The organism is Candidatus Uabimicrobium helgolandensis, from assembly GCF_041508025.1.
Lineage (GTDB): Bacteria > Planctomycetota > Uabimicrobiia > Uabimicrobiales > Uabimicrobiaceae > Uabimicrobium > Uabimicrobium helgolandensis.
In genome coordinates this window covers 5,140,494-5,166,013 of the sequence record NZ_CP165719.1, presented here as the reverse complement: position 1 = coordinate 5,166,013, position 25,520 = coordinate 5,140,494, and the positions used below count along the sequence as shown (strand labels likewise).

The following is a 25,520-nucleotide window of genomic DNA, read 5'->3' as shown; positions in this document are numbered from 1 at the left end:
TTTACCAAAGATGAAAACGGAAGGAGTTTCCATGTTTAAATCAGGAAAACAAAAAACGACTCCATCAATAGATACTCCACAAAAAGAAATTCCGGCAAAGATTTCTAAAAAAAGAGTAAAAAAATCAAATAAAAAGGAGAAAGATGCTCTTAATAGTCGGCAGTTAGATATATTGCTTACGCTTTTTGTTCATCCATTTGTAAGCGAAAAAATAATGTTGGGCTTTATCAATCTGAAGCACAGTGTTAATGCCAGCACTATGCGCCGCGATTTAAATAAATTATCTAAAGATGAATACTTGGTTCACGTAGGTGGAAAAATTTTTTACACAAACAAGGGGATTTCTACTGTAGAGAAACAATTTGGCGTACCGAAGACATACGATATAAAAGAATTTGCCTGCGCATATGATATCGGCTCAAAGATGGCTGAAATTGAGTATTATTTTCTTCAAAATAACCATAACTTTTACCTCGGTGGATTTTGCTCTTTCCACTATCGGCAACAAGTGAACACTACTGATATTCAGATTGGTAGTGAACAAGAACAAGTAGATGGTATTTTCGTTTGTGGAAATGGCGATAAAGCGGTTTTGTACATTGTTCATTTCTTTAGCAATCCATTTCATTTTCCATCGTTAGCGAGATCTTATTTTCGCAAAACATCGCAAAGAATATATAAATTTAAAGAGTTTCGTTTATCCCCTCAAGACAAAGGAAAGTTTGATGCGTTGTTTTCGTGTTCTCTCAACGCCATGCAGTGCCTTATCATCGTTGATTCAGGCAACAAGAAATACATTCCTTCAAATCTCAATTTTTGCAAAGTTCTAACGCTTGATGAATTTAAACAATTAGATTGGGAGGGAGTTCTAAAGTGAACATAAATTATTCTTTATTGTTCTTTTATGGCTGCATTGCAATTACATTTTATGTGATTCATTTGCTATGTAGAAATGATGAAAATCACGATATAAATGCGCCAAAACTTCTTATTCAATATTCAAAGCTAAAAACGGAGTTTATCCGTGTGGGACATTTCATTGGGAGAAATGGTACAAAATATCCAGGAGTTATTCCCGCAGAATCTCTTCATACATACGCTTGCGGAGAAACGGGGAGTGGTAAGTCAACGTATTTGTGTACAAAAGCTATGGGATATCTTTTTTCAAAAACTCCTAATTCGATTTGCGTGATTGAACCTCATTACAGTCTAAGCCGCGATTTGGCGCTGTTAGCACTATGCGAAGAATATGAAGTCTATTGAATATCTCCGTCGTTAGAGGATGGAATAATAACACCGTTCTCACCACAATTTTTATTCCAAGGACTTGATCGCAATTCACAAACAAGTTTTTTGGTAGATTCGCTACAACAACACTTTTCAAGTATTAGTAGCAGTAGTCCTGTAATGCTGTTTACTCTTCGCGCTTGCTTAGAATTGCTTGACGATTTGCCGATGTTTCTTTTACCAGAAATCTATCGCAATGCAGGTTTTCGTAAAAAACTTTTAAGCGAAGCAAAAAATTTAAGTAAATTCACACGGGATTTCTTTAAAGAATTTGAAAATCTCAGTCGTTCACAACGTGAAGCAAAGTTTTTTCCAGCGATCAATAAAATTGAAAACCTTCACTCTGATTTAGGACTTCTTTATTTATTTGGACAACCATCTCCAGCGCGTTATTCAATAGATATCGAAGAAGTTATCAATACGAAAAAGACATTATTAATTGTTGATTTAAATCGCGCATCAAATCCCTCAAGTGCTGCAATTATTGGCACGCTTGTGATGAATATTATTCGCCAAGTAATCTTTCGTCGCAAGATAAAAAAGATGGATTATCCAATGTGCCATTTGTTTGCTGACGAATTTCAAGCATATACAAATCCCAATTTATCTATATTTTTAGCAGAAGCTCGAAAATATAAGATAGCAGTTACTCTTAGTAACCAATTTCCTGGGCAAATCGACAATTTGAGATTACGTGAAGAACTACGCGTTAATACTAATATTAATGTTTCTTTCTCACTACCTGAACACCATGCTAAGTTTTTTGGAAATCAGTTTGGCGAAAAAACATCGCAACGAATTGCAAACCTTCCGAAATACAGAGCGCTTCTTCTTGATAAAAGATACAAAAAGCATCCAGTAATATTGGAAACCATTCCTACAGATTTACCAGATAAAGATCCATTTTTCTTTGGGACTATACCTGTCAAAGAAGCGAAGGAAAATGTAGAACAATTGATAGATGAAGTAGAAGCTTTACAAGAAAAAGTCCAGGTTAGTGTACAGAAGAAAAAAAATAACAAACCGCGAGAACTCCCTAAAGAAAAACCAGTAACTAAAAAAGTGCAAGAAACAACAGTAGATACTAAAAAAAAGAAGAGTATTCCTGATCGATTTTTAGAGCTTAAACAACACTTAAGTAAACGGAAAGGAAAGAAGAAATGAACCTAGACACGCCATTATCCCATTTTATATTACAAGTGCTTGAACAGCCTGCTTTTCAAATAGGTCTCAATACGAATGAAGTTACAGAATTGTTTTGCGCAGACCAAGGTAAAGAATACACAGACAGTTCGTACAAAAGTATTTCACGGCGTTTGGGACAAATGTACAAAGCAAAAGTTCTTCAGCGATTTAAGCCCGAAAATAAATACTGTTATTATCTCAACCAAAAAGCTCTAGCGGCTATTCGGCAGTGGGCGCACAATCACGAGCTTAAACCAAGACCAAATGTAATCAATACTATTGTTCATTCGCGCCTTGGCGCATCCTCAATTGCCAAAATCGTTTGTGCAAGTTTAAGGTCAGGGGAGATTGATAGTTATTTTGTTCTTGATGGGTTTGATGTTGAGATTTCTGATAACGAAAAGGAAAAAAAGTGTTTGCGTCCAGATGCTCTTTTGCAAATGAACAAACAAACATTCGCTATCGAAATTGATGCCAATACAGAAAGCAAAACACAACTCGAAGAAAAGTTAATAAAATATCTGATTTTTTTGAATCGAGAGATCAATCAAGAAATTCGTGTTTTGTTTATCGCAACACATTTTCAACGTACAAAAATGATTTTTTCTATTTTGCGAGAAATTTTTGAAGGATTTTCCGAAAGTTCCGTTGCTCAAATTGCAAATCGTATTTATTTTTCTTATCCCCATTTTTTAGATAATAGTTTTCAAAGCGGTTGGGTAAAAGCCAGTATTGAGCGCGATATAACAACATCGGACTTTATTACAGGGATAATGCAATAAGATTACGCGTTACAACTATGTCTTGTACGCAAATAGCAACAAAAGCGACAACGGAAGTTGTTGTTTTTGTTGTCGATCAGGTTGATGATCGATTCATCAACCTGGGTTTTGTAAGTCTTTATTTTGCAGTCATTTAGTTTTTTGGCTATTACGGGGATTATAGAGAAATTTAATAATATTAAATTTCTCGTATAGGTAATTGCCCGTTTTTTAGAAAGGAATATCGATATGGATTTCATCTTTTCGGCGCGTTGCCCCCAAAAGGAATGTAAGGATGCTGATCAAATCAACTGTTTAGTATGCCCTAATTGTGATTCTAATAAATTTAAGAAATGTAGAGAAACAAATGTTTTGACATGTAAAAATTGCAAAACAAACCTATCTACTATTCCGTGTAATGTGTGTGGAACAAAAGTTAAATCGAAAGAGTACGATACCTTATTCAGTAGACTGGTAGGACTGTTTTTTTCTCTTCCGGTTCTTATTCTTATTGGCGGTATTATTACTGGAATTGTAGAAAAAATCATTGAAGGAAAAGCACTATCTTGGGTTGTGGTTCTCGTTGGCATATTCTTCTGTATTGTTCTTCCATGTTTTTTGACATACTTCGTATTTCAAGACTATTTACAGCATCGAAAAGCAATTGCTATTTGGAAAAATGAAGGTAGCGATTTTTAAAGTTAAATTTCGCTACCTTCGCAATTTTATAAACATAAATGAGCCTGCTGGAACAGGCTCATTTTTACCTAATTTAGCAAATCAACAATGATACTGCAAACAGGAATTATTTATGAAAACTTTGCCACCAAGGGTTCACAATTTTGAAATGCAGGTACGTCTACTTGAGAAAATCAGCAGTATGTTAGAAGTACATACATATTTACTCGAAAAAATACATGATGAGCTATCACAAAGTAAAAGAAAAGAACACTACCTGACAGTAAAAGAAGCTTGTGAATTTTTAAAAAAATCAAGATCAACAGTAATGCGATTGGTCAAGTCACAGCAAATTTTAGCTGTGAAGTCAGATGAATCTAAACAGTCGCATTACTTAATTACACGAGAATCAATTGATAAATTTTTGCGCAAAAATTTTGGCTAGGAGTTTAGTATTTTTAAAAGGAGGAACGCTTATCGGAAAGCTTTTATCATAAATAAATAATAAAATTTGTTATCTTTTCTATGGGCAGCATATTGCTGCCCATTTTATGTAATTAATATGTTTATACTTCTCCATATTTGTTTTGATAAATACATCTTTGTATCCTACGTTTATTAAATTCGTCAATTTTTTCTATCTTATCTAAACACGCTTTGATTTTGTCGTAAACCTCTTTGCCTGCCGATCCATTCGGATATTCTTTGTTCGAATTTATTTCCATAACAGAGTATTTTAATAAAAAAGATATTTTACCAAAAAGATTTTTATCATTGCTTTTTATCCAAGCCATAATGTCTTTTTCTGTAAAGTTATTCATTATCAAAAAGTGCTTTGTACTAAAACCTTTATGGTCTATTATCTTATTAACCAATTCACATAGAGTATACTTATTTTGCTTTTTATTTATTTCTTCTACTAAAGTGTTCAAAACGTCACCTTTGCTAAGTTTTTCTTTGAAAGATGAGAGTTTCTCTATTGAAGAATTTTCGATTTTTTCTGCAATATATTTTTCTTTATATGCATAAGCATCAAACGTTTTATCAAACTTTTTTATAAAATCTACCAATGTTTCTAATTGTTGAAAACCTATTTTCTGGCTGTACTCTTTTAAAAACTGCTTAGCTTTAGCAATAAATTCATCTTGAGAACAAAAACTAGCGTTATATTTTCCCCAGAGATTTTGTAACTTCTCATCTATTTCGATTTTTTCTAAATCTTTACACCAAAGTTGTTTTTTTTCACGGAGCTCATCTGCATTATAAAAGCCATTTTTTAAAAAAAATACAATAATGCTATCATAGTCGCTAGGCCAAAAATGCGTATTCCTTAAAAACATATTTTGGAATTCTAATTCTTTGTCTTTTGAGTGAACAAGAGGGTTGTAATCATGTACTTTTTCTATCTTTTTAACTGGGTTCGATGTATCGTAATAAAAGGATGTATAATATACTAATTGCTTGTTAAATTTTGAAATTATTTGACTATCAAGTGTAGACATTTCTTGAGCAAAATCATTAATCGCTAAATTTGCTTTTTTCATAACCCTTATGTTGTTAACATTTAATTGTTGAAAGATATCTAAATACATACTTTCACTGCCAAATATTTTCCTATAATTATCTCCTATAGTCGGAATATACTTGATTTCCATATCTACTATTTTTTCTCTGTACTTTTCAAAATCTTTATCTTCTAGTTCTTCTTCATTCAGAATAATTACAACTTTACAATCTTTTTGTTCTACCAATACAGATACATACCCTAAGAAGTCCGCAAGTTGAAAACTTTTAGATCGTCTTTCTATATCGTCAAAACAAATTAAGTAATTTTTTAATAGCATTCCTTCAACTACACCAGCAATATCTTCTAAAGCAGAATGTTTGGTTATAAGTTCTGTAATCGGTAATTTTAACATTTTAGAAAAAAAGCCTCTTACATTATCTTCGTTGAGTATCTCAGATCCAGATAATATCAATTTATTAAGTTTATCGATTGAATTAACACCGAAAAGCGATACATATGAATAACTTTTTTGTTTAAGTTTGTCCTTGTTTTTAGATATAAAATTTTGCCACTCGTATGTTTTTCCTATTCCCCAAGGACCTTTAAGAATCATAACTTTACGATCTTCTTTTTCTAGAAAACTAATTAGATATTCATTTATTTTCATTTGCGAATCCTTATTTTAAGCTAATAACTAATAGCAAAAAACGTAATGCCATTTGATGAAGTTATAATTAACGTTTATAATTTGATTTTTAAAGAAAGTAATTTATCTAAATATTAGAATAATATTTTTTAATGTGTAAACTATACGTTTTATAATTTACTTCAAAATTGGGGATATTGGGGATAGAATATTGGTTTATGATGAGTTATTATTACACATGATGGTTATTAGTTAATTTTTGAAGGTATGGTTTTTTGGGAAGAAATTTTGTTGTTTTTTTCAAACCGCAGCATTTGGCTTTGCTGCGATTTGTTTAATTTTACTGGGTTGTAAAATTTTTTTGTTTGGTTTGGTGCGAAAGGCGGGAGTTGAACCCGCACGCCCGAAGGCACTAGATCCTAAAGCCAGCCTGTCGAAAACCCCACCATTCCCGTAAAACAACAGCTAGAGACCAATTCATAAGCGTTTCGTACTTATGATTTACTCTTTAATGATAACATTATAACACAAATGACTACATTTTGTTAGCAAATATTACCCCCATTCTTACCCCTATTTACTAATTATCTTGCCTAGTTGTATATGGACTTGCGATAATAGATTTCAAAGTGCCTTGGGGGATAAACGGGAGAACTATATTTGGTTGATGTAGTTCTCCCTAAAAAACAAATAAGAGACTGAAAATTGGTCGTTTTTTTCTCTTACTTTAATAGCAGATTCTATATATTAAATATGGCTTATTTCCTATAGGCACTCCTTCCATAATAAACATGTAAATATTACTTTGAGTGTTGTATAAATCGTGACAATGAAGATCGGTTAATAAAGTATCGGCGATTTATACATACAGCGTCTATTTGTCCTGCTTTGATCCAACGCAAAATTGTATATTTAGTCTTTGAAATCATCTCTCCTGCTTCTTTTGTTGATAGAAATTCTTTGTGTTGTTCGTTTAGTTGCTGGCGAAACGAATCACAAATTTTTTGCAGAAGTAGATTTGATTTCTGAATTTCGTTGGTGCTTCGTTTCAGTTCTTCTAAAACTTGTTGTACATTTAATTTTTCTTGTTCTTCATGCATTTAAGCCTCTCAGTTTCTAGTTTAATGGTAAGTACAATCTTCAGGATATTACACATTTTTGATGTTTGTATGGAGAAATATTGTGCTATAGATACTGATAACAACCAGCCTGCTGGAACAGGCTGATTTATGTTTCTGAAATTGCCAAGGTAGCGAAATTTAACTTTAAAAATCGCTATCTTCATTTTTCCAAATAGCAATTGCTTTTCGATGCTGTAAATAGTCTTGAAATACGAAGTATGTCAAAAAACATGGAAGAACAATACAGAAGAATATGCCAACGAAAACCGCAACCCAAGATGGTGCTTTTCCTTCAATGATTTTTTCTACAACTCCGGTAATAATACCGCCAATGAGAATAAGAACCGGAAGAGAAAAAAACAGTCCTACCAGTCTAGTGAATAATGTATCGTACTCTTTGGATTTAACTTTTGTTCCACACACATTACATGGAATAGTAGATAGGTTCGTTTTGCAATTTTTACATGTCAAAACATTTGTTTCTCTACATTTCTTAAATTTATTAGAACCACAATTAGGGCATACCAAACAGTTGATTTGATCAGCATCCTTACATTCCTTTTGGGGGCAACGCGCTGAAAAGATGAAATCCATATAGATATTCCTTTCTAAAAAAACGGGCAATTATCTATACGAGAAATTTAATATTATTAAATTTCTCTATAATCCCCGTAATAGCCAAAAAACTAAATAACTGCAAAATAAAGACTTACAAAACCCAGGTTGATGAATCGATCATCAACCTGATCGACAACAAAAACAACAACTTCCGTTGTCGCTTTTGTTGCTCTTTGTGTACAAGACATGGTTGTAACGCGTAATCTTATTGCATTATCCCTGTAATAAAGTCCGATGTTGTTATATCGCGCTCAATACTGGCTTTTACCCAACCGCTTTGAAAACTATTATCTAAAAAATGAGGATAAGAAAAATAAATACGATTTGCAATTTGAGCAACGGAACTTTCGGAAAATCCTTCAAAAATTTCTCGCAAAATAGAAAAAATCATTTTTGTACGTTGAAAATGTGTTGCGATAAACAAAACACGAATTTCTTGATTGATCTCTCGATTCAAAAAAATCAGATATTTTATTAACTTTTCTTCGAGTTGCGTTTTGCTTTCTGTATTGGCATCAATTTCGATAGCGAATGTTTGTTTGTTCATTTGCAAAAGAGCATCTGGACGCAAACACTTTTTTTCCTTTTCGTTATCAGAAATCTCAACATCAAACCCATCAAGAACAAAATAACTATCAATCTCCCCTGACCTTAAACTTGCACAAACGATTTTGGCAATTGAGGATGCGCCAAGGCGCGAATGAACAATAGTATTGATTACATTTGGTCTTGGTTTAAGTTCGTGATTGTGCGCCCACTGCCGAATAGCCGCTAGAGCTTTTTGGTTGAGATAATAACAGTATTTATTTTCGGGCTTAAATCGCTGAAGAACTTTTGCTTTATGCATTTGTCCCAAACGCCGTGAAATACTTTTATACGAACTGTCTGTGTATTCTTTACCTTGGTCTGCGCAAAACAATTCTGTAACTTCATTTGTATTGAGACCTATTTGAAAAGCAGGCTGTTCAAGTACTCGTAATATAAAATGGGATAATGGCGTGTCTAGGTTCATTTCTTCTTTCCTTTCCGTTTACCTAAGTGTTGTTTAAGCTCTGAAAATCGATCAGGAATACTCTTCTTTTTTTTAGTATCTACTGTTGTTTCTTGCACTTTTTTAGTTACTGGTTTTTCTTTAGGGAGTTCTCGCGGTTTGTTATTTTTTTTCTTCTGTACACTAACCTGGACTTTTTCTTGTAAAGCTTCTACTTCATCTATCAATTGTTCTACATTTTCCTTCGCTTCTTTGACAGGTATAGTCCCAAAGAAAAATGGATCTTTATCTGGTAAATCTGTAGGAATGGTTTCCAACATTACTGGATGCTTTTTGTATCTTTTATCAAGAAGAAGCGCTCTGTATTTTGGAAGATTTGCAATTCGCTGCGATGTGTTTTCACCAAACTGATTTCCAAAAAACTTAGCATGGTGTTCAGGTAGTGAGAAAGAAACATTAATATTAGTATTAACGCGTAGTTCTTCACGTAATCTCAAATTGTCGATTTGCCCAGGAAATTGGTTACTAAGAGTAACTGCTATCTTATATTTTCGAGCTTCTGCTAAAAATATAGATAAATTGGGATTTGTATATGCTTGGAATTCGTCAGCAAACAAATGGCACATTGGATAATCCATCTTTTTTATCTTGCGACGAAATATTACTTGGCGAATAATATTCATCACAAGCGTGCCAATAATTGCTGCACTTGAGGGATTTGATGCGCGATTTAAATCAACAATTAATAATGTCTTTTTCGTATTGATAACTTCTTCAATATCTATTGAATAACGCGCTGGAGATGGTTGTCCAAATAAATAAAGAAGTCCTAAATCAGAGTGAAGGTTTTCAATTTTATTGATCGCTGGAAAAAACTTTGCTTCACGTTGTGAACGACTGAGATTTTCAAATTCTTTAAAGAAATCCCGTGTGAATTTACTTAAATTTTTTGCTTCGCTTAAAAGTTTTTTACGAAAACCTGCATTGCGATAGATTTCTGGCAAAAGAAACATCGGCAAATCGTCAAGCAATTCTAAGCAAGCGCGAAGAGTAAACAGCATTACAGGACTACTGCTACTAATACTTGAAAAGTGTTGTTGTAATGAATCCACCAAAAAACTTGTTTGTGAATTGCGATCAAGTCCTTGGAATAAAAATTGTGGTGAGAACGGTGTTATTATTCCATCCTCTAACGACGGAGATATTCGATAGACTTCATATTCTTCGCATAGTGCTAACAGCGCCAAATCGCGGCTTAGACTGTAATGAGGTTCAATCACACAAATCGAATTAGGCGTTTTTGAAGAAAGATATCCCATAGCTTTTGTACACAAATATGTTGACTTTCCCGAACCAGTTTCTCCGCAAGCGTATGTATGAAGAGATTCTGCTGGTATAACTCCAGGATATTTTGTACCGTTTCTCCCAATGAAATGTCCCACACGGATAAACTCCGTTTTTAGCTTTGAATATTGAATAAGAAGTTTTGGCGCATTTATATCGTGATTTTCATCATTTCTACATAGCAAATGAATCACATAAAATGTAATTGCGATGCAGCCATAAAAGAACAATAGAGAATAATTCACATTCATTTTAGAACTCCTCCCAATTTACTTGTTTAAATGCATCAAGCGTTAGGATTTTACAAAAATTGAGGTTCGAAGGAATATATTTCTCGTTAACAGAATCAACAATAATAAGGCACTTCATTGCGTTGAGGGAACACACAAACAAAGCATCAAATTTTGCTTTGTCTTGAGGGGATAAGCGAAATTCTTTGAATTTATATATTCTTTGCGATGTTTTGTGAAAATAAGACCTCGCTAACGATGGAAAATGAAATGGATTGCTGAAAAAATGAACAATATACAAAACCGTTTTATTGCTATTTCCACACATAAAAACACCATCTACTTGTTCTTGTTCATTACCAATTTGAATATCGGTAACACTCACTTGCTGCCGATAATGGAAAGAACAAAATCCACCAAGGTAAAAGCTATGGTTCTTTTCAAGAAAATAATATTCAATTTCTGCCATCTTTGAGCCAATATCGTATGCACAAGCAGATTCTTTTATGTCATATGTTTTTGGTACTCCAAATTGTTTCTCTACAGTTGAAATCCCCTTGTTTGTGTAGAAAATTTTTCCGTTTACATGAACCAAGTATTCCTCTTTAGATAATTTATTTAAATCGCGGCGCATAGTGCTGGCATTAACACTGTGCTTCAGGTTGATAAAGCCCAACATTATTTTTTCGCTTACAAATGGATGAACAAAAAGCGTAAGCAATATATCTAACTGCCGACTATTAAGAGTATCTTTCTCCTTTTTATTTGATTTTTTTACTCTTTTTTTAGAAATCTTTGCCGGAATTTCTTTTTGTGGAGTATCTATTGATGGAGTCGTTTTTTGTTTCCCTGATTTAAACATGGAAACTCCTTCCGTTTTCATCTTTGGTAAAGTTTTGTAAAAAAAATTAGCATTCAATTACGCATTCAATAGCGATTACTAAATTCTTTGCCTCTACTAAAGAAGAGTTGCGAAAAGGTGTTTTACGCGGAGAGTAAATTTGATTTCGACAGAAAAATATCCTTAAGTATCAGCTATATATAACCTTAGAAAACTAAAAAAAATATTTTTTTTCGAGAAAATAATTATCCAAACTAAGCAAATATCCAAAAATAGAAACCAAAGCCATGAATGAAGAGTCATTTACTCATTTTTTGAATAGCTACTATGAACGAACTGTGAGAATACTTGCCAACAAGCTTGGTGATATTGCAAGCGCAGAAGATAAAGCCCAAGAAATATTTACTAACATTTACAATAATTCTCCCCAGAACCCTAAAGCTTATTTATGGACTTGTATTCGAAACGCGCGCAATAAAAATCGCGAAATTCTCATTGGAAATGCAGACCTTGATTTTCGTGAGCGTGTTGAAAAAGAATTGTCAGTAGATTTTCAAGAATATTGGGATAAAATAAAAAAGATGGAGTTTTTGGGAAGTGAGACTTGTGGGTTAACAATATTTTTTTGCTATATAGAAGAAAATTCAAAAAAAAGCGAAGTCGCTAAACAATTTAATTTAGATCCGAAAACGTTGAGTACAAGAATTGCAGAGATAAAGAAACGTATTGCAATTGCAATTTACTTATTACAGGGCGAATCTCTCCAAGAAATATTTGATTACCGAAAAATCAATCTCCCTCAACAAAAAATTACCGAAATATATCACCAGATCAAACAATGGCTAGGGGAAAACAAGGATGAGTGATGAAATTAAAAAAATACTAGGTAAGAAAAAGCATTCATTAAAAGATGTTCATTATCTAGAAAAACGGCTGAATGATGATAGCGCTTTCCTTCTTGATTGTTCTGATGAAGTATTTGATTCACTAGTACCAAAAATTTCTGAAAGTAAATTGCAAGAATCAAAAAATCAATTCTTAGAGAAATTGTTGAATAGCAACACTTCAGATAAATTTCAGAGCCCTATCCTCGAAATCATAAACTCTATAGGTAAAACAGTTTTCTCATCTTCAATTCCAAAATTTGGTTATGCTGGTGTGAGTAAGGATGAACTAAGAGATTTAGCAATTCCACAAGGAATACTTGCAGAAGAAAATTCACTTTTTACTATTCGAGTAAACCGTGAAAATGATCAATATCTGGATATATCCTTGAAAAATTTAGATTACGCCATTTATTTATCCTTACAAGTAAAAGTTTTTTTTGAGGACGGAGATTCTATTAGTCTAACGAGTAAAAACAAAAGAAACATTTCAAGACCGTGGAAAATTAACAAAAAACCTGTAAATAAAGTGGAAATATACTACCAAGATCAAAACCATTAGGATAACGATGAATATTACAATTGCTTTTCCAGTTGATGAAAATATCGATTCCTATATCGTAAAAATCAATTACATAAAAGGTAACGGCAAAGATACAGCATTCTGTCTGGGCGAAAACAATAAAAGCTATGCCTCAGATTTACCCAAGAACTCAGGAGCATACAAATTATGGCAACGCATTTCCGAACAATACAAAGATAGATACAGCTTTCAATTTGATCCTGTAAGAAGTGGAAAATCTCTCAATGCCGATATAACCCTTGATGAAGCTCCACTCCGCCCAGAAGATATCAGTGACTTTGTTACGTGGCGCGGAACATCGGACTCTCTTGCCTGGGCAATGGCAATAGCAGCAGCCTTTTCGTCTTACAAAAAACAAGAGACAAATCCACTGCTCATCGCTTTTTCCGCAGATATAGATTTCGAACCACAAAATCTCGAACTATTCTATCCGATAATAAAACCACTTTGTCAAGACGGCTCCATAAAAGCCATTGATTCCCTTCAAAGAAAATGGCAAGCAACTCGTGATAACAACGGTAAAGTACTCGTACTTCACGAAAAAGATGCGATATTGCTTAAGAAGAGTCTAAACGATAAAGAAATCCGGTTTGTACAGCTCGAAAAAAATACATTCAAACAAATAGAACAACAAAACGTACCGCATATCGTTTCCTGTAAGCCTAGTGATATAAAAGTGTTGTGCGAATCATTGAACATAACAAAAGGTTTCTTTGTCGAACAAGAAAAATTAATTATTACTAAAAAGCGTTTCAAAAAATTACATTACACTCGCTTAGCTTTTCTTACATTGCTATATACCGCTGTTATTTGTTTCCTAATGTTTGTGATTTTACCTTTATTTGAAACACTACCAGAACTACCCAAGAAAACCGACAAACAAAGATTCTTCTTATTTGAGATTACTAAAATATCGAACTACAGAGATGAACTATGGCGAGAAGAGTTTAAAAGAGATGCACAAATTATAAATGAATTTTTAGGAAACGATCCAGATAAAGCACAAGAAATTGCACGAAACTTAGTCAGATATAAAGAGCTCGATTTTAATAAAAAGGTTTCGCCCTTCCCTACACCAGGTATTTCATTGAAGATTCCCAAACTAGAGCCAAGGCTAATTCAAATTTTATTGGGAAACGAATCAAACAATGGCTGGGCATTCATGAAATATTGCCAAAGTGGACAAAGCCCTATTCCCATAATCTTTCGCGAACGCAAAACCGCTTCCAAAGATGTACCATTGCCAAGCGAATTACAAATGAAGTTAGATACTCTTGATGCTTTAGCCAGAGGTAATGTTATTGGTAATACCGAGGAGGATTATCGATTTTATTTTCTTATTATTATTACCAAAACAATTGAAGGTTGTAGCGTGAAAGTGCGATTTTTTAAGTCATTGGAAGAGGTATCTGAACATACAAACACTGAAGATGCAAAAGATGAAATATTTGTGCCTAAAATGATTGAGGATCTTGAATTTGATATTCATACTAATTGCATTAAGTTTCGTAAGATCAAACAGTGGAAAACTTTGAATAAAGTTCGAAGTGCAAAATTGAAGTAGACTATAAAACAATTTACAATTGTTGAAGAGCTTAATTAAATAAAGCAAGGCTAATATTTATTTATATTAATTTTTTTAAATTTTCTATAATAGAAACTATCTATTGTAGATAGTTTTGTAAGTATTGGATATACTATGTCAGATAATGATTGCCCGCACTGCGGTACAGGATATTCTTGTAATGATTGCGAAGATTACATTTGTGGTCATATCTCCAATCTTCATTCTATAACTTGTGCTGGTTGTAGTTTGTCTTTTTGTTCAGATGATGGTTATGATCTGTGTGAAAATTGTCGATATTGCTCATTTTGTAATGACTATATAGAACCCGAAGAATATAAGTTTCATCAGCAATTTTGCTTGAAATGCAAAAAAAAGTTTTGTAATGAAGATTATGAGAAATTTTGTAAGAGTTGCCAATATAATGAATGTTCAGTTTGTAAAAGTAGACTTCTAGTTGAAGAATTACTAGAATATGACAATGAAAAACTATGTGAAGACTGTGTTTCTATACTATGCGAAAACTGCGAATGTTTTCATTCCACACAGTTTTGTGCTAGGTGCAAAAGAAATATAAAGCATTTGCTACTACAAAACTCCAAAAAACATTATGAGGCTTTTTTGAGAAATATTGAAGAAATAAAATTACTAGTGAAAACAGTAGGACATAATTTAGATAAAAATCTTAGAATTTCATTATGCAATTCAATGGTTATAGCTCTAGTAACCTCTTTAGAAGTATTTCTTAAAGATTTTTTCGAAACAAAGATCTCACAAAAAAAAATTAGACAGATTTTACTCAAAAATATAGAAAAACGTGAAATAAAAATTATGTTAAAAGATATCTATTTTACAGATATTAATGATTTTAGGAAAAAGTACGAAGATACATGTATTGATACATATATCGAAAAAATTAGGAGTTTTCAAAATATTAAAGAAGTACATCGGATATATTCAAAATGCTTTAAAATGGGTTTGGAAAGAGAAGAAATAGAGAAACTTCAGAAAATCGTACGTAAAAGAAACCAAATAGTTCATATAAATAATTTTAAAGAAGGCTCTTTCATCTCTACAAATATAGAAGGTTTACTGAACGATACTAAAATTGTTGTAGAATGCGTAGGCAAAATTAAGAATCGTATTGATAAAGCTTTAAAAAAGTAATAAACATATGATTAACCGCAAAAGTTACCATCTAAAAAAAATTTCGAATTCTAATGTCAAACGCCAAGAACATATTGTTAAAAAACTATAACAAAATTTCATATATCTAACTTATTAATTAACATTGTCAAATAAAACTTAAAATAAAAGCTATTCTTATAAAAGAATTAAAGGTTTACTATAAATACCTGTCAAGTATAGCAATAAACCAACTAATGGCGGCATCGCCATCTTTAATTGCAGTTACAAGCAATTCTCTGTTGTGCGCAATAGGATTGCGCAAGTTTTCCAAAAGCTCAAATCGTTGTATAACAGTCTCGCGTGATTTAAAAATAGACTCAAAATATTCCCAGTTATTGCCACTACAAATTAACCTGCGATAGTCACCGATGGTAAAAAAATCAACCATTTTTTCCAACATTGAAAAATTCTCCACTTTTTCAATGGGATTATCAATTACATGTTTCTCAATTCTCGATTTTGTTCTATTCAAAACATCTTTAGGAACAAAAGAAGAGTCAATGTCTTGCTTGTGATCTTCTGCTACTTGTGCTATCAATTTTCGCAGCGCTTGCTCTACTTCATCTATACGTTCTTGCCATACTTTAGTTTCAGGATGGTATTCAGATAGCTCGCCGTGGTAAATTTTATGTAAAAACGAATTGATCCCTCGTGCGATTAAACGACGACGTTTCTTTAAAAATTCTTTATAGTTATCTATTTGCCAAAGCTCTTGATTTTCAGGAATATATTGTTTTTGAAGTTCCATCATATCAAGTTCTTTTAAATAATCTTGAGGAAGTGTGGTAAACATATTTTTTTCCGCATTGCCAGATTGTAAACACATATTAGCAATTTCATTTACTAAGTGCTGATCATGCGAGTTGTTCGAATTGTATTTTTTGCTGCCTGAGTCATCTTTTTGTTTGTAGAGCATTGATTTGGGAAAAATGAAATACTTTTCGACTTTGTGCTCTCTTGAGTATGTTTTTGGATATAAAGGCATTGACTTTTCATACCAGTTAAAGGCATGATTGCTTAAAACAGTAGCGTAAAATATTTGAAAAAAGCGTCCATTGTATCCTTGTAGCTCAAGATCTTTTTCATCTACTTCTAGGTTGCCTCCACGCGAAGATTGTATGATTTTAATTAAGTCATCGGGAGATTTTTTTTCCTTTAGTATGCGTAGGTCTTGTTCTAGTTTACTCTCCATGCTTCCACTGTAACGTCCCCACATAAGTGCTTGAAAAAACCAGAATAAAAACTTATCTCGAATTTCATCGCTAGGAAATTTCCCGTCATGCTGATCAATGTAATGCAACATTACAAATAAAGGATATCTTGTTTTAAGAACGCTGTTATCACGAAGATACGCATGTTCAGACAACACATGTACTAAGTAATCTAGTGATCTTATAACACGTTTCCAAACAAGCTTTAATTCTTCTTCTTGTAAAGTATCCATTAAATCAAATTTGCCGCGACCTGTACCAAGAACGCAGATAGAACGCATAAAAAAAGGAATAGAAAGATAAAATCCTTGTTGATCATATTTTTCAACCGCTTCGCGCATTTTTTCCTTACAGCCTTCCCAACGACTTGTTACCAGTGCCAAAGAAAAGTCAGCATTTGTTAGTGATGTTCCTCGGCTGTTAACAAGGTTAAAAATGTCCACAACTTCTTCCAAGTTAATGCCACTAATCTCTTGAATATAGTATTCATATTTCAAAATATCATTTAGTTTTGTAAATGTACGTAAGTATTTTATCAAAAGCTCATTTTCACCTCGCTCTTGCAAACATCCCATATATTCACTTAAACCTATTTGCAAGAATTCAGAAACATTGATCCAACTATTATCTCCCTCCATAATAGATGGTTGATAATAACGAAACTCCTCTTTATCGAGATGAAAATACAAATTGCGATTGATATTTCTTCCTTCAAACCACAAAGGCTCATTGCCACTGATAATTGCGTATAAAGTAGTTAATCTTTGTTGCCCATCGACAATCAGCAAGTCTGATTTTTCATTATTTCTAGTTTTCGGAACAACCGAAGATTTCCATATCAACAAAGTTCCAGTAGGGTAACCTTTGTAAAGAGAACTGAACAATCCTTTTACTTTATCTGTACTCCACACATAACCACGCTGAAATTCAGGTAGCGAATATTCTCCTCTATCTATACTTCTTACTAGCTCGCTAATACTTAGCGTATATCCTCTAGACATGTTAAGTCTCTTTTCTAAATCTAATATTTTCTTCAATGGATTTTATGACATTCTCCGTAATCCACAGATGTTCGTTGGGAATTTGTATCTTGTTTTACAATTAATTTTGACTCTTATGTATCATATCGTTGTATTAATTGGATTTCGCGAATATTCATTATGTACTCCTATGATGAACTTTTTCTGTCTTTCAAGTATATTATTTTTTTGTATAATAAACACAAGAAAAATTTGCGTAAAAGAAAAGGCAAATTTACAAAATTATTCGCCTTCTTAAATTTTTACAAAGATACTGTAAACATGCGAAAAATAATTGATTTCCAAATATAAAATTGAGTCTAGATAGGTAAAATATGGATGAAATTGTAATCTTAGAAAGCAAATCATTGCGAACAAAATTGTGCACAGATAAAAACATAAATCTACTGGATCACGCTGGACAATTAGCTACTGTTGGTAACAGCAATCTTGCAACAATAAAGCAAGTGGCTCATTTTTATGGCATTCCTATTGAAACTATCAAAACAATAGTTCATCGTCACCGAGATGAATTAACCGAGGATGGCTATAAAGTTTTTTCTAGCAAAGACTTTCAAAAGTTTCAAGATGAATCTTTTGAAATATCCAATCGCGGAATAGCTCTATTTCCTCGCAAGGCCATTTTAAGAGTTGGCATGTTGTTGAGAGACTCTATTGTGGCAAAATTAGTTCGTTCATATTTGTTAAACGTAGAAGAACATTTATCCTATTCTCCGGCAACGCAAAACATTTTACAACATATGGTCGCGCAACTAAATCAACATGCTGAGCAATTGATTAAAAATGCAGGACAACTTTCTTATCAAGCAGGAGAGTTAAAAGAACATGCACAGCAAATGCGCTCTCAAAGCCACATGATAAAAGTTATCGTAGATGAGATTTATACCAATCGCGATTTTACCAAAAAAGTAGATGCTGATTTACAGGCAACAAAAAGCAGAATAAAAAGCTTAGAACAACAATACCAAAATTATTCTACAGACAAATATGTAACCGCTGAACAGATAAATGTCTTAAAAGCAAAAGTAAAGAAAAAAGGCAATCCTATTAGCGTTTGGGCAAAATTAAAATCACATTTCGGTGTGGCTCGATATTCTTTCTTGCCTCAGCGCAAATTTAGAGATGTTATTGCCTGGTTAGAGAATTATGAGTCAAAATAAATGTACTACTTGCTCGCATTAAAAACGAGCTTTTTTGTTGTTTTCTTGTGGTATGATAGCTTGCTGCGGAGATTGCCGAAAGCAACAGTGAACATACAACAGCCAGAGACAAATACAATTCGGCACTAACCCACAACATCGAAACTAACTATGTGCAAAATAAGTATGTACGTCTAGGCAATTACAACTACAAAGTAACTGTGCACAATGCGGTAATTTTGCCGTGGAAACCGAGTAGCGGTAAACGTTGGGATGGGTTTTCACAGAAAACGTTAGACACTGTTGATACAGGTTACTTTATTTCTCAAATCGCAGAACTATCTGGACCATAGGCATTTATTGCTTCAGAGGTGACAAACGCGGTCGTTAGTTGGACAAATTCCGCAAAAAGTCTTCCCGATTGTTTCGTAGAAATCACATTTAATGATGCACTTTATGGCGGAGAACAATATGTAAACAAAGATGACTGTATTCCTCATTGGGATATTTCATTTAACGTCGAAAATACAAATCCAGTAGATGCCCGTATTTTAAATATAAAAATTACCGATAGCGATTTCAGTAACAACGATAATGTCGGAAGTTATCAGGTCAAAATAGGCGAAACTTTAGAAGAAGATGGCATTCATTATATTCAGGGAGTAGTTGACGGTGAGTTGAAATATGGTGCAATATTGCTACTAAAAATTTCTGTTGAACGATATTAAAAACAGGTATGCTAAAAAACAAATAGGTTGTAGGGTAAACTCTGTTTAGTTTGTCTTCTTTGACCAAAGATATTATGTGCATTTGACAACGCGAAGCCCATAATCTTATTCAGATAATAACTAAACGATAATACTGTTGCTTTCCTAGTCTTGCTTCAAAAACTGAGTTGCTAGCATCACTATTAACTAAATTTTTCATGTCCCAACATTTATGAAAATAACGGAGATATAGAGATATGTTCTGGAAGAAAAAAATAAGAATATTAACCTTTGAAGGGTTTGAATATTTACGAAAAGAAAAATATTCTTGTGGTGGCCAAACGCATGTGGTTGACGAATATTGTCATATTAAAACAGGGTTAGAATTTGCATTGATTCCTGCTGGTTCTTTTACAATGGGGAATGATAGAGGATTCCATGATGAAAAACCAGCACATGAAGTTACTCTGGATTCCTTTCTAATGGCAAAAACACAAGTAACTCAAAAAGTGTGGAAAAAATTTATGCCAAATAACCCATCCAATTTTGAAGGCTCCGATCTCCCAGTTGAATATGTTTCTTGGTATGATGCTCAAGAATTTACGCAAAAAGTAGGACTGGAATTACCAATAGAAGCACAATGGGAATACAGTTGTCGTGCAGGTACAGTAACAAAATACTATTGGGGAGATAACGGTGATATTGCTGACAAATTCGCATGGTATGAAAATAATAGTAGTGATGAGACACATCCGGTAGGTCAGAAAAAGCCCAATGCGTTTGGTCTTCATGACGTTATAGGAAATGTTTGGGAGTGGTGTAGAGATTGGTACGGTCAATATAATAGTAATTTGCAGTTCAACAGTACTACAAAAGTTCTCAGAGGTTGTAGTTTCAATGAGAATCTAACTTTTCTTCATTCAGCTCTTAACTCTGCGCAACGCTACTTTGACAGCCCAGATTTTAAAAGTAATCTAAACGGTTTGCGCGTTTCTAAATCATTTTCAACCTACTAAAAAAATTTTCCTAAAATAATTAAGGCGAAAATTCAAACCAATAGAAATAAATGAAAGCGTATCGTTCGAAAATTCAGTCAGAAGCAATTCTTTTATTATCATAAACCAATTCTGTATACAAGCAATTTTTTTAACATCACTTTAAAAATCAGTCTAAAAAATAAAAAACGTCCACAAAAACCTGAAAAATACTGTCGCTAAACAAGTAATGGTAAAACTTGACAGAACTTGACAGAACTTGACCGTTGATATAAACTACAATCAAAGCGTATATGAAGTTCTAGCTCATAAAAAAAATCTACTTTAAAAGGAGGTGATAACTATGAATAATTACTTTGTTTGGTTAGCTTTGTTTGAGATAATCATAATAGTAACAAACCTGTAGGGCAACTACAGATTTGCTAAAAAACTTTTATTTATAAGAAACTCCACGGCCACACGCTTTGCTAGATAGAAAACTTTATATCGTGGTTATTTTCTTATAACTTCTACTATACCTGCACTCTGTTTAATTTGTCAAATTACATTAAACTACAACTCATATGTCATATGAAAACTTGTCCACTCGCAAACGCGATATTTTTAACTACCTTAAGATTTACATAAATAAAAACGGTGTAGCTCCTTATCTGTCAGAAATTGCTAAAGAATTTGATATTAGCCGCGAACGAGCAAATCATATATTAAAGGCTCTTGTAAAAGATAAAAAAATTCGCAAAACGGATGAAGCTAGTCGCAATATAGAACTGTTATAAAATAAGCGCTAGAGAGGCAAATACATTGTTATATTGTTATTTCCCAAATCTACGTTATCTTTTCCTACCCAAACATTCGCTGCATATGTGCAGTGGTAAATTTCTTTGATGCTGGTTCCAAAAACGCTATTCTTTTTAGAGATTACATTACTCGCTATTGCTATCAATTTATTAAGCCGTTTAGGATTGTATTTCGTTAATACAATTAGCAAATAAGTATTATTTGTAAGATAGCTTTGATAATATAAACAACGCTTTCTCCATTCTTTTGATTGCACAGTGAAGTTGTCTATTTCGATATAGTATTTCAGAGTATTATCTCCCTTTTTCGATACAATTTTTAAATCGGGAATAAGTTCTTTGTTTTGCAAAAAATTACGTCTTGTTTCGATAGTAAGTTCATCAAAGAAGACACCTTTGTACTCTGCGCTTTGCTTTTGCCATATCGCTGCTGTCCATGCTACAGATAAATCATGGTAAATAAAGTTACTATTTCCGCTACCAACATTCATTTCTTCTACATCAGCAAACTTTTCTGAAGCGAATAGTACTCTTTGTGCACCTTTTTTTGAAAGATAGTATACATATTCGCGACCTGATCTAATCGGTTCATTTTCAATCATTTTGCGTAGTAATAGTTTGTTATCAAAAACAATTTTTAGAGTTTTTTCAATATGACTTTGCGAGTACTGTGGAAATAGATAGATTGCGAGCGTTTTTGAAAGGTATTTATTATGCGCAACAAACTCTAATATTTTATGTGATAATTTTGCTGACTTTTGTTGATACATGTAATTTGTTTTTCTTAGTGCTAAAGGTATTGAATTTAGCAGTTATTTTATGACTAAGCGCCTTAAAAACACTTTGCTAATTACTAGGCTATTTTGTTGAGGTCACACGAGTTTGCTGTTAGTGGTAAATTTTGCACAAAAACATTCGCTTCTAATCGCTATCAAAAGCGTAACTTAAACTGCAAAATAAAAGTTGAAAAAATAGGGAGTGTTTTCTCCCTATTATGGTTTTTTGTTTAAGTTAGATATTGAGTGTTTCTTCAACAGTTATTGTTTCTTCCATTGTTTTGGCACATATTTGTGAAAACAATGCCGACAAACCGCTTCTTTCTTCTTCATCTTGTATATACTGCTGTGATTTGAACACAGGAGTATAGTACTTTCCTTTAGCAGAAACTTTAAGGTTTAATCCAATTGTTAGTTTGAAGTCTCTCAGGCAAATGTTCTTTCCCTGTGCGATTCCTTGCTTCTTTTTGAGATACATCGTTCCTAAAAAACCTTTTACTATCGGAATAGCTGAGCCGTGAAAGCAAATCCAAAAAGGTAGTCCACTTTGGTCTAAGCCTAAAAAGCTAATCACTTCTTTGCATTCTGGTGGTTCGTCTTTCCATATGGCAAAATGGCAGTGCACAATTTTTTTATTGGTCATTGAGGTGACACAGCGTTCGCATTTTGGTCTTTGCCCAGTTTTTTCTAACACATGATTGCTTGGTTCAGCACCATCGTGGCTCCAACATTCGCGCATACCCGAGTAATCATCTTTCTTAAAGAGAACTCGGCCATTTGCTCTTTTGAGGAAAATAACGTTTTCTAGTTCAGCAAATTCTTCACCTGTTAGTATATTTCGAAAATTGCCTGGTTGTGCATCTTCAATTCTCGTGGTGGGCTGTGAAATTTTATAACGTGGAATAACTATGTCTGAATCGACAAATCCTTCTTCATCAGGAATTATTTCTTGAGAGATCTCCGCTGGTAAAGCTGTTTCCTCAACTCTTTGCATGGCTTCGTTGATTGATTCTCCGATTTTTCTTTGCGCTTCAATTTGTTGTAGTTCTTCTAATTTCATCTGTAATCTCCTAGAGCATTACTTTGGTTGGTGAATCGACAAAAGACTCACATTGATGACGGAAAGCGCATAGACAACAACCACAGGGCTGTATAATACGCATTGGGAAGTAATTCATTTCGATTCCAGCAACAACTTGCAGAATTTCAAATTCAAAATCCAATAGCTTTTCTTGTGATCGACTACTTTCAATCAACGGATTACCTTTTACTTCTCCTTTTTTTCCATTCTTAGCATTGCGCTTGTATGTTTCTAAAAATGGCAAATGGTAATAAAAAGCTCTAGGTATTTGTGCTATGGAAATTTGTAAATCGGAGCCTTGGTCATTTATGAAGAAATTACCTTTCCAAGAGGCGTAACTTGCCAAAGTCAAGGATATATCTCTTTCAATAAATGCTAAGGCTGGTGCTTGACTGGAAGTTCTTAGCTTTACTATTTCTATAGTGTTATCATCGTTTTGTCTCACAAGATCGATTGCTCCTGTAAATCTGGCATCGCCGATCTGACATTCATAAGGAATGTTAAAATGTAAAACGTTAGTGTCTTTTTCTATCTTGTGATAGTTGAGGCACCAAACAGTAATACTTTCCAAAAGCTTTTCTCGCTTACTAATTGATGGTTTTCCTTTCGTCTTCTTCGTTGCCAATTTTTCAGCAATAACAACTTCTTGCAGTTCTTGTTGATTAACACGCGGATCACTGAGTTCCTCATCCCAAATGAGGCTACATTGTTGCCCAATATCATCTTTAGTCAATTTAAACTTATTTTCATGCATCCAAAAGATAACGCGCTTTGTAGTAATTGATTTACAAAGAGATAGTGGTTTTTCCTGTGAAATAGCATCATTGATTACCTTGAACTTATAAGCTCGTGGACACCTCATGTAAAGCTCTAGATCACGAACAGAGATTACTTTCATGTTTGATAACCTCCTTTTCTGTATGAACATCAAGTATTAAGTGCAATACTTTTTCTACCTGAGATAAAACTGATAAACAGGCTACACCAACATCTTTTCCCATACGCTGAGCATATGATTTGATATACAAAAATGAATTGCCTAGTGTACTTTCTATTTGTGTACCAACAATTTGAGCAAGAACTTGCGCGGATAACTCAGCAACAATCTCTTGCTCTTCATTTTGTCCATTCTTGAGCTTGCCTAAAACGCGACGATGCGAACTATGCGCTAACTCATGAAAAAAGACAATCTCGTGAGGACTAGCTAACCTTATTTTTTCTTGCTCTCCTGATGATTGATAGTATCCATAGTAGTCACTCGAAAAGCCAATTGCTGAAACATCTATATTCCAATCTTGCGCTTTTTCTAATAGAGGAAATCTAGGCAGCTCTAATTGCTGATAATCTAAAATTTCGCCCTCGGTTTGTTCTACGGTAAAAACAGGTACAACGGAAAAACCTTTTAATACATACTTCTCATTTTCTTCACCATTGTCATCTTTACATTTGACTTTGTATTTTCGCGGTGCAAAAATGTAAAACGCTTTTTCTTCTTTTTTTACCTGACGTTGTGCTTTTTGCCATTGCTTCCAAGTACGAGCATCTTCGGTGTTACGTAAATACATTAAGATACGATTTGATAACGACCAATTACTAGATGGAATATCTAGTTTAGGAAAAGTAGCTATCTTTATTGCTTGAGGTACGTTTCCTTCGCTAAACAAATGAATGATATACTGCAAAGTTTTTTGGATGAGTTCTTGTCTATCGGTTTTCAAAACATCTCCTTCTAACTTAAATTGTAAAGAACAATACATTTCAGTTATATTTCTCGAACATATTGCTTGAGAAATACTATGAGCAGCTTAAAACTCCTCACTCCTACCTTCCTGTCCTTGGCAGAGGTCTATTTACCAACAACAGGAATCAAATACTCGTAGACCAAGAATTTGATATATTCCCATAAACACAGGCAGGAGCCAAAAGTCATAAAGTTAGAAGCTATTCACCGTATAGTCGCGGAACGACTCCCAATTCTTTGCAGAGTTCACTGTAAATATTTGTGCGTTGAGGTATGTATTTGATTTGAAATCTAGTGAAGGGTTGTTCTTTTTCTAGTTGTTGTTTTATTTCATACAAACGATCAATATCACCTTTTGCATCGATAATATTTGTACTACCAACTCTTTCTACTACAGGGTAGTCAGCAATAATTTTACCGTTTTGATCTAAACCTTTATCAAAGTTAGATAAATCGTTGTTGAGAATTTTTTTACGAAGATTGTTTTTGTAGGTTTGTAAATTCATATAGTTGGGGATAAGTGTTATTCGCACTTTTTTATAATTTTTTATAAATATATATTTTTTTATTCCTTAGTATCGGTCTCAGCGGTTTCCTGTAAAACG

General features: G+C 33.4%; 27 protein-coding genes. 15 read left to right on the top strand and 12 right to left on the bottom strand.

Annotated elements, in window-relative coordinates; translation table 11 throughout:
* The first annotated feature begins 31 nt into the window (after positions 1-31).
* From UABHE_RS18910 to UABHE_RS18885, 6 genes are all read left to right on the top strand, one after another.
* Entirely contained in the window at positions 32-877 is an 846-nt protein-coding gene (locus UABHE_RS18910) for a hypothetical protein (protein WP_372364816.1), read from the top strand.
* Positions 874-1,263 (top strand): hypothetical protein, encoded by a 390-nt coding sequence (locus UABHE_RS18905; RefSeq protein ID WP_372364815.1) that lies wholly within the window; start codon positions 874-876, stop codon positions 1,261-1,263. Before UABHE_RS18910 ends, UABHE_RS18905 begins: the two co-directional genes overlap by 4 nt.
* A 90-nt stretch (positions 1,264-1,353) precedes the next feature.
* On the top strand, positions 1,354-2,451 hold the full coding sequence (locus tag UABHE_RS18900) for a hypothetical protein (RefSeq protein ID WP_372364814.1): 1,098 nt from the start codon (positions 1,354-1,356) through the stop codon (positions 2,449-2,451).
* Positions 2,448-3,254, top strand: a complete 807-nt coding sequence (locus UABHE_RS18895) for a replication-relaxation family protein (RefSeq protein WP_372364813.1) — start codon at positions 2,448-2,450, stop codon at positions 3,252-3,254. The genes UABHE_RS18900 and UABHE_RS18895 overlap by 4 nt, the downstream gene beginning before the upstream one ends.
* Positions 3,255-3,482: 228 nt before the next feature.
* Complete coding sequence (locus tag UABHE_RS18890; RefSeq protein WP_372364812.1) at positions 3,483-3,932, top strand: hypothetical protein; 450 nt, start codon at positions 3,483-3,485, stop codon at positions 3,930-3,932.
* Positions 3,933-4,044: 112 nt separating this feature from the next.
* On the top strand, positions 4,045-4,356 hold the full coding sequence (locus UABHE_RS18885; RefSeq protein WP_372364811.1) for a helix-turn-helix domain-containing protein: 312 nt from the start codon (positions 4,045-4,047) through the stop codon (positions 4,354-4,356).
* A 121-nt stretch (positions 4,357-4,477) separates the two neighbouring features.
* On the opposite strand, the gene UABHE_RS18880 is transcribed toward UABHE_RS18885, so the two are convergent.
* The 6 genes from UABHE_RS18880 to UABHE_RS18855 form a co-directional block, all read right to left on the bottom strand.
* Entirely contained in the window at positions 4,478-6,085 is a 1,608-nt protein-coding gene (locus UABHE_RS18880) for a hypothetical protein (RefSeq protein WP_372364809.1), read from the bottom strand.
* 779 nt (positions 6,086-6,864) lie between these two features.
* Entirely contained in the window at positions 6,865-7,164 is a 300-nt protein-coding gene (locus UABHE_RS18875) for a helix-turn-helix domain-containing protein (RefSeq protein WP_372364808.1), read from the bottom strand.
* Between the two features lie 165 nt (positions 7,165-7,329).
* Positions 7,330-7,779 (bottom strand): hypothetical protein, encoded by a 450-nt coding sequence (locus UABHE_RS18870; protein WP_372364807.1) that lies wholly within the window; start codon positions 7,777-7,779, stop codon positions 7,330-7,332.
* A 229-nt stretch (positions 7,780-8,008) separates the two neighbouring features.
* Positions 8,009-8,815: a replication-relaxation family protein gene (locus tag UABHE_RS18865; protein ID WP_372364806.1), complete on the bottom strand. Its 807-nt coding sequence runs from the start codon at positions 8,813-8,815 to the stop codon at positions 8,009-8,011.
* Positions 8,812-10,389: a hypothetical protein gene (locus UABHE_RS18860; protein ID WP_372364805.1), complete on the bottom strand. Its 1,578-nt coding sequence runs from the start codon at positions 10,387-10,389 to the stop codon at positions 8,812-8,814. The genes UABHE_RS18865 and UABHE_RS18860 overlap by 4 nt, the downstream gene beginning before the upstream one ends.
* Before the next feature lies 1 nt (position 10,390).
* The gene (locus UABHE_RS18855; protein WP_372364804.1) at positions 10,391-11,230 is read right to left on the bottom strand and encodes a hypothetical protein; all 840 of its coding nucleotides are present in this window, start codon (positions 11,228-11,230) and stop codon (positions 10,391-10,393) included.
* 266 nt (positions 11,231-11,496) lie between these two features.
* Between UABHE_RS18855 and UABHE_RS18850 the strand changes: the two genes are divergently transcribed.
* From UABHE_RS18850 to UABHE_RS18835, 4 genes are all read left to right on the top strand, one after another.
* Positions 11,497-12,075, top strand: a complete 579-nt coding sequence (locus UABHE_RS18850) for an RNA polymerase sigma factor (protein ID WP_372364803.1) — start codon at positions 11,497-11,499, stop codon at positions 12,073-12,075.
* Positions 12,068-12,655: a hypothetical protein gene (locus UABHE_RS18845; RefSeq protein WP_372364802.1), complete on the top strand. Its 588-nt coding sequence runs from the start codon at positions 12,068-12,070 to the stop codon at positions 12,653-12,655. Before UABHE_RS18850 ends, UABHE_RS18845 begins: the two co-directional genes overlap by 8 nt.
* Positions 12,656-12,662: 7 nt before the next feature.
* Entirely contained in the window at positions 12,663-14,240 is a 1,578-nt protein-coding gene (locus tag UABHE_RS18840) for a hypothetical protein (protein ID WP_372364801.1), read from the top strand.
* A 135-nt stretch (positions 14,241-14,375) separates the two neighbouring features.
* Complete coding sequence (locus UABHE_RS18835) at positions 14,376-15,407, top strand: HEPN domain-containing protein (protein ID WP_372364800.1); 1,032 nt, start codon at positions 14,376-14,378, stop codon at positions 15,405-15,407.
* Positions 15,408-15,585: 178 nt separating this feature from the next.
* Here UABHE_RS18835 and UABHE_RS18830 read toward each other — a convergent pair whose 3' ends face one another.
* Positions 15,586-17,640 (bottom strand): DUF262 domain-containing protein, encoded by a 2,055-nt coding sequence (locus tag UABHE_RS18830; RefSeq protein WP_372364799.1) that lies wholly within the window; start codon positions 17,638-17,640, stop codon positions 15,586-15,588.
* Positions 17,641-17,993: 353 nt separating this feature from the next.
* On the opposite strand from UABHE_RS18830, the gene UABHE_RS18825 reads away from it, so the two are divergent.
* The 5 genes from UABHE_RS18825 (at position 17,994) to UABHE_RS18805 (ending at position 21,296) form a co-directional block, all read left to right on the top strand.
* A complete protein-coding gene (locus UABHE_RS18825) occupies positions 17,994-18,839 on the top strand; it encodes a hypothetical protein (RefSeq protein ID WP_372364798.1) in 846 nt (281 codons plus the stop codon).
* Positions 18,840-18,991: 152 nt separating this feature from the next.
* Positions 18,992-19,171 carry a hypothetical protein gene (locus UABHE_RS18820; RefSeq protein WP_372364797.1) on the top strand — a complete coding sequence of 60 codons (180 nt, stop codon included), beginning with the start codon at positions 18,992-18,994 and terminating at the stop codon, positions 19,169-19,171.
* Between the two features lie 18 nt (positions 19,172-19,189).
* Positions 19,190-19,546 carry a hypothetical protein gene (locus tag UABHE_RS18815; RefSeq protein ID WP_372364796.1) on the top strand — a complete coding sequence of 119 codons (357 nt, stop codon included), beginning with the start codon at positions 19,190-19,192 and terminating at the stop codon, positions 19,544-19,546.
* 236 nt (positions 19,547-19,782) lie between these two features.
* Positions 19,783-20,541: a formylglycine-generating enzyme family protein gene (locus UABHE_RS18810; protein ID WP_372364795.1), complete on the top strand. Its 759-nt coding sequence runs from the start codon at positions 19,783-19,785 to the stop codon at positions 20,539-20,541.
* Between the two features lie 542 nt (positions 20,542-21,083).
* Entirely contained in the window at positions 21,084-21,296 is a 213-nt protein-coding gene (locus UABHE_RS18805; RefSeq protein WP_372364794.1) for a LexA family protein, read from the top strand.
* An 8-nt stretch (positions 21,297-21,304) separates the two neighbouring features.
* Here UABHE_RS18805 and UABHE_RS18800 read toward each other — a convergent pair whose 3' ends face one another.
* From UABHE_RS18800 to UABHE_RS18780, 5 genes are all read right to left on the bottom strand, one after another.
* Entirely contained in the window at positions 21,305-22,087 is a 783-nt protein-coding gene (locus UABHE_RS18800) for a hypothetical protein (protein ID WP_372364793.1), read from the bottom strand.
* 241 nt (positions 22,088-22,328) lie between these two features.
* Positions 22,329-23,153, bottom strand: a complete 825-nt coding sequence (locus tag UABHE_RS18795) for a hypothetical protein (protein WP_372364792.1) — start codon at positions 23,151-23,153, stop codon at positions 22,329-22,331.
* A gap of 10 nt (positions 23,154-23,163) precedes the next feature.
* On the bottom strand, positions 23,164-24,072 hold the full coding sequence (locus UABHE_RS18790) for a PD-(D/E)XK nuclease family protein (RefSeq protein WP_372364791.1): 909 nt from the start codon (positions 24,070-24,072) through the stop codon (positions 23,164-23,166).
* On the bottom strand, positions 24,050-24,892 hold the full coding sequence (locus UABHE_RS18785; RefSeq protein ID WP_372364790.1) for an ArdC-like ssDNA-binding domain-containing protein: 843 nt from the start codon (positions 24,890-24,892) through the stop codon (positions 24,050-24,052). The genes UABHE_RS18790 and UABHE_RS18785 overlap by 23 nt, the downstream gene beginning before the upstream one ends.
* Positions 24,893-25,115: 223 nt before the next feature.
* A complete protein-coding gene (locus UABHE_RS18780) occupies positions 25,116-25,448 on the bottom strand; it encodes a hypothetical protein (protein WP_372364788.1) in 333 nt (110 codons plus the stop codon).
* Positions 25,449-25,520: the final 72 nt, after the last annotated feature.

Bases quoted from the DNA above. Each gene is read 5' to 3' on its own strand.
- UABHE_RS18880 (WP_372364809.1), bottom strand. From the start codon at position 6,085: ATGAAAATAAATGAATATCTAATTAGTTTTCTAGAAAAAGAAGATCGT.
- UABHE_RS18810 (WP_372364795.1), top strand. From the start codon at position 19,783: ATGTTCTGGAAGAAAAAAATAAGAATATTAACCTTTGAAGGGTTTGAA.
- UABHE_RS18845 (WP_372364802.1), top strand. From the start codon at position 12,068: ATGAGTGATGAAATTAAAAAAATACTAGGTAAGAAAAAGCATTCATTA.
- UABHE_RS18870 (WP_372364807.1), bottom strand. From the start codon at position 7,779: ATGGATTTCATCTTTTCAGCGCGTTGCCCCCAAAAGGAATGTAAGGAT.
- UABHE_RS18800 (WP_372364793.1), bottom strand. From the start codon at position 22,087: ATGTATCAACAAAAGTCAGCAAAATTATCACATAAAATATTAGAGTTT.
- UABHE_RS18830 (WP_372364799.1), bottom strand. From the start codon at position 17,640: ATGTCTAGAGGATATACGCTAAGTATTAGCGAGCTAGTAAGAAGTATA.
- UABHE_RS18910 (WP_372364816.1), top strand. From the start codon at position 32: ATGTTTAAATCAGGAAAACAAAAAACGACTCCATCAATAGATACTCCA.
- UABHE_RS18890 (WP_372364812.1), top strand. From the start codon at position 3,483: ATGGATTTCATCTTTTCGGCGCGTTGCCCCCAAAAGGAATGTAAGGAT.
- UABHE_RS18795 (WP_372364792.1), bottom strand. From the start codon at position 23,153: ATGAAATTAGAAGAACTACAACAAATTGAAGCGCAAAGAAAAATCGGA.
- UABHE_RS18825 (WP_372364798.1), top strand. From the start codon at position 17,994: ATGGATGAAATTGTAATCTTAGAAAGCAAATCATTGCGAACAAAATTG.
- UABHE_RS18850 (WP_372364803.1), top strand. From the start codon at position 11,497: ATGAATGAAGAGTCATTTACTCATTTTTTGAATAGCTACTATGAACGA.
- UABHE_RS18790 (WP_372364791.1), bottom strand. From the start codon at position 24,072: ATGAAAGTAATCTCTGTTCGTGATCTAGAGCTTTACATGAGGTGTCCA.
- UABHE_RS18840 (WP_372364801.1), top strand. From the start codon at position 12,663: ATGAATATTACAATTGCTTTTCCAGTTGATGAAAATATCGATTCCTAT.
- UABHE_RS18835 (WP_372364800.1), top strand. From the start codon at position 14,376: ATGTCAGATAATGATTGCCCGCACTGCGGTACAGGATATTCTTGTAAT.
- UABHE_RS18855 (WP_372364804.1), bottom strand. From the start codon at position 11,230: ATGTTTAAATCAGGGAAACAAAAAACGACTCCATCAATAGATACTCCA.
- UABHE_RS18805 (WP_372364794.1), top strand. From the start codon at position 21,084: ATGTCATATGAAAACTTGTCCACTCGCAAACGCGATATTTTTAACTAC.
- UABHE_RS18885 (WP_372364811.1), top strand. From the start codon at position 4,045: ATGAAAACTTTGCCACCAAGGGTTCACAATTTTGAAATGCAGGTACGT.
- UABHE_RS18860 (WP_372364805.1), bottom strand. From the start codon at position 10,389: ATGAATGTGAATTATTCTCTATTGTTCTTTTATGGCTGCATCGCAATT.
- UABHE_RS18895 (WP_372364813.1), top strand. From the start codon at position 2,448: ATGAACCTAGACACGCCATTATCCCATTTTATATTACAAGTGCTTGAA.
- UABHE_RS18865 (WP_372364806.1), bottom strand. From the start codon at position 8,815: ATGAACCTAGACACGCCATTATCCCATTTTATATTACGAGTACTTGAA.
- UABHE_RS18875 (WP_372364808.1), bottom strand. From the start codon at position 7,164: ATGCATGAAGAACAAGAAAAATTAAATGTACAACAAGTTTTAGAAGAA.